This window comes from Nonomuraea sp. NPDC003804 (assembly GCF_040610675.1).
Classification (GTDB): Bacteria; Actinomycetota; Actinomycetes; order Streptosporangiales; family Streptosporangiaceae; genus Nonomuraea.
The window spans coordinates 1-3146 of record NZ_JBEXMT010000075.1 but is presented as its reverse complement, the minus strand read 5'-3'; the positions used below and the strand labels follow the sequence as shown (position 1 = coordinate 3146).

The 3146-nt window shown below is 55.8% G+C and carries 3 protein-coding genes; all 3 read left to right on the top strand.

The features are described 5' to 3' along the window. A partial coding sequence (locus ABZX22_RS44765) for a Z1 domain-containing protein (RefSeq protein WP_354923365.1) occupies positions 1-1582 on the top strand: 1582 nt, incomplete at its 5' end. After that, a complete protein-coding gene (locus tag ABZX22_RS44760; RefSeq protein ID WP_354923363.1) occupies positions 1566-2549 on the top strand; it encodes a PD-(D/E)XK motif protein in 984 nt (327 codons plus the stop codon). The genes ABZX22_RS44765 and ABZX22_RS44760, both read left to right, overlap by 17 nt. Then, positions 2542-3146 (top strand): hypothetical protein (locus ABZX22_RS44755; RefSeq protein WP_354923360.1); only part of this gene is annotated, 605 nt, incomplete at its 3' end. The genes ABZX22_RS44760 and ABZX22_RS44755, both read left to right, overlap by 8 nt.

The following is a 3146-nucleotide window of genomic DNA, read 5'->3' as shown; positions in this document are numbered from 1 at the left end:
TACCAAGGAGCTGGCAGTCGACTCGCTCCCCCAGTCACTCAAGGACGCGGTCTCGACTTTCCTCCTATCCTGCGCGATTCGAGATCTCAGGGAAGAGCCACTCAAACATCGATCCATGCTCGTCAATGTCTCTCGATTTACAGACGTGCAGGGTCGGATAGCGGAATCAATTGAAGGGCATCTCTACTCTGTTCTGAATGACGTACGTCAGTATCTTTCGGCGGATGATCTCTGGCCTAAGCACCCTGTTCTGGCGGATCTTCGAAGGGTCTTCGATGATCAGTACCTCTCAGTTGAGTTCTCCTGGGATGTCGTGAGGCGGCAGCTCCATGACTCCATTGCCTCCATCAAGGTGCTGACCATCAATCAGAAGACCGAGTTGGAGAGCAAGCTCAACTACCGGAAGTACAAGAACACCGAGAAGGGCCGCAGAGTCATCGCGGTCGGCGGACTGACGCTTTCGCGTGGCCTGACATTGGAGGGGCTATGTGTCAGCTACTTCTATAGACACTCCAAAGCCTATGACACCCTTCTCCAGATGGCCCGCTGGTTTGGCTATCGGACTGGGTATGATGACCTCTGCCGCGTGTGGATGCATGAGGACGCGCAGGACTGGTTTGCAGATATCGCCGAGGCTGTCTCCGAACTCAGAGCTGACCTCCGCCACATGTACGTCAATCGCCTTCCACCGAGCCGCTTCGGAATACGAGTACGCTCCCATCCAAAGCTCTTGCTCGTCACCGCCAAGAACAAAATGCGGAACTCATCCGATGTTGATCTGAGCGTCTCGTTCAGCAGCACACTGATCGAGACGACCGCACTTCTGCGGGATTCCACTGTCAATCGGAGAAACCTGGAAGCTACTGCGGAGTTCGTCAGTCGATTGGGAGTTGCGTCAGAAGAGAGCAACAGATTCGTGTGGAGGAGCGTGAGTTCCGCCGATGTTGCGCTGTACTTGTCTGCACTTACAATTTCCCCAATCAATCAGGGATTCTTGCCTGACGCAAAGACAGGCGAGCAACCGTTGATCTCGTTCATCAAGGACGCCCGGGTTCCGGCACTGGATAAATGGGATGTATGCGTTGTCCAAGGGAGCGGCGCCCCTGTCGATGCCGTCTCCATCGCCCTCAAAGATGGATCGCACGCCCAGCCAACCACGCGCAAGAGGTCCTTTGAGCGTCTGCGCTCAAAGGCCGCAACGAGTGCGCGCATCAACAAGCATCGCCTTGGCGAGGCGGGCGATGAACGGGCAGGTCTTGAAGCGGAGGTAGTCGCTGAAGCCGAGCAAGCGTGGAAGCAACAGCAGGAGACTGGCACCAAATCCATTCCTGGCGGAGCCTATCGTCTCTACCGGCCTTCGCCTCTAATCATCATCCACCTGATCGAAGCGAAATCAGGGAGCGATGACCCGAAGAAGAAGACCGCTCCTGTTGATGACGTGGGCGGTGACGTCAAGGTTGCCGTCAGCCTTTCGTTCCCTTCCTACACCGATACCGAGTCAACTGCAGTCACCTACAGAGTGAACAAGGTCTACCTAGACAACATTGGCCTGAGTGAGGACGAGGATGACGCCGATGAATAGTAGCTTGGAGGAGGTGTGGCACTCTGCAGTCACTCGTCAGGCAGCCGCAGCGCCATCGTCGCATGCTCACGTCATCTTCCGTACGGATGACAGCTCCCGAGTCGGGACGTTCGGAGGAGTGGACTCGTCTGGAAACCTCCTGTTTGCAGTCGAGACCACCTCCCCCCCACCTGCAGTCGATATCCGTTCAAATTCCATCGATTACTTCCGCCAGCAACGGCCAGAAGTCGGATCGTGGCTTATGTTCCTTCGGCTCAAGGATGCTGAGCTGAGAAGTGTCTTCTCCAGACTGTGCTGTGATCTGATCGAGTCCATATCAGATTGCCCTGACGATAAGGCGGTCATAGCAGAGACAGTGTCGCGAATTCGCCTTTGGCAGAAGCTCTTCAATCTTCGTCCTGATGGCCTTCTTGACCCGCACGAAGTCAAGGGCCTTACGGCAGAGCTTCTATTCCTACTGAAGCAATTAAAAGCAGGCCGACTTCAGTCTGATGAAATCGTGCTCTCCTGGCTGGGACCTACCGGCAGCGATCAGGACTACATATTCTCCACAGAGTCATTCGAGATCAAGGCGGTTAGCCCAAGTGCAGAGCTCGTCTCAATCAGCTCACTTCAACAACTGCAGTCTGATCGCGCTCTAAGCCTCAGCATCTGGACACTCCGACAGGCAGCTCCGACTGAGCCCCAAGCGTGGACGTTGAACGCACTGGTACTGAAGGCTGAAAGTCATCTGGCCGACAGTCCCACCGCCCTCGGCACATTCCGGGATCGTCTTCTGTCGGAGGGGTACGTCCATCACGCACTATACGACTCAATTGCGTATGAGTCGCTTGCCGAGGAGACGTTCCAGGTAGAAGGCGACTTTCCCCGGATAACCGAGTCGGATGTTCCTACTGGCATCGTCACCGCGAGTTACTCCATCTCGCTCCACTCAATCCGTGCAGCTCGGAGCCCAGCACATGGATGACTCGGAGTTTGGCATCGAGCTACGGCAGCTGGTGGTAAGGCGCGCAGCCTCCGATCATCTTGTCGACACACTTGCATTCGTGACCGAAGTTGCCGATAGGCTGCAGGAAGATCCGGCATTCGGCGAGATGATTCTTGCCGACGATACTCGGCAGCTCTCCAAGTCGCGTCAGAGCAAGATCCATGGCTTTTCCGCTCTCGATGAGTCCGACAGGTCCATTTCGGTGGTCGTAGGAAAGTGGAACGACGACCCGGAAGCAGGCTCCCTGTCCACCGCAGAGATTGACCAGATGCGCGGCTGGCTGGAGAACTTTGTGTCTGCGTCGCTCAACGATGGGCTGGATCAGGAAATTACAGAGTCCAGCCCGGCGTACGAACTTGCGACTACGTTGCGCTCCTATTGTGATTCCATCTCCTGTATTCGCCTACATGTGCTCTCCAACCAGCTTCTGAGCAAGGGCTACCGGCGTGAATCCAGATCGATCGTGTCTGGCGTTCCGACGGAATTGCATATCTGGGACCTGAGCCGCCTCAAGGCGGTCTATCTCTCATCGCGTGAACGCGAGATAGTGCAGATAGAGCTTGCCGACTTTGGTAC

Coding starts and splice junctions, on each gene's coding strand:
- ABZX22_RS44760 (WP_354923363.1), top strand. CDS start 1,566: ATGACGCCGATGAATAGTAGCTTGGAGGAGGTGTGGCACTCTGCAGTC.